Below are 697 nucleotides of genomic sequence, written 5' to 3' on the forward strand. Positions count from 1 at the left end.
TGTTGTATTAAGTCTGATTCAATACGAAAAGCGCGTTTCTCACAGCTTAAAGCTTGCTGAAACTGCCCTTGTGACGCACTGACTTTGCTCATTGCGTTGTAAAAACGTTTCGCCAGAATGGGCGAAGAATGCTTTTTAATTCGTTTCCCGATGGACTCCAATAGTAAATTGGCCAACGAAGTGTGGCCAACACCATTCAAGCAATACGCCGTTTCAATTTTCACCACGGTTGAGAGCCAATAGGGGGCCGCACTTCCGGTGGTGTACTTAATGCTGGATATGGAAAGCAGCGCTTCGGAATACTCTTCTTGCAGACGATGCAATTTAGCGCGATACAAATGCGTTTGAGCGGCGAGGTTTTTGTCGCTTACTAGGATGCTGAGCTCTTCACATTCACCCAATAATTCGCTGGCTTCGGCCACACGTTTTAGACTGATGTAACAGGCGAGCATATACAGTTTGTAACGCAAACGAAGTGAGCGACTGCTGATGGCGTGATCAATCGCGTCGATCTTTTGGTAGTAACGTAGAGCACGGTTGTGATCGCCATAAGCATCACATAAGTTGCCCATACCAATGATCGCTAAAACGTATTCGTCGATAAAACCGTATTCCACTGCGATGTTGGTGGAGGCGATGTACTCGGTGAGGGCAGAGTTGTAATCACCAACTTCAACTAAGCGTTCGCTCAAACTTG

At 46.5% G+C, this 697-nt stretch carries 1 protein-coding gene; it reads right to left on the bottom strand.

What is annotated here, in order from left to right:
• On the bottom strand, positions 1 to 697 hold a 697-nt coding region (locus R7E78_RS26795), incomplete at both ends, for a tetratricopeptide repeat protein (protein ID WP_411913776.1).

Source organism: Vibrio sp. YT-19(2023) (assembly GCF_033337395.1).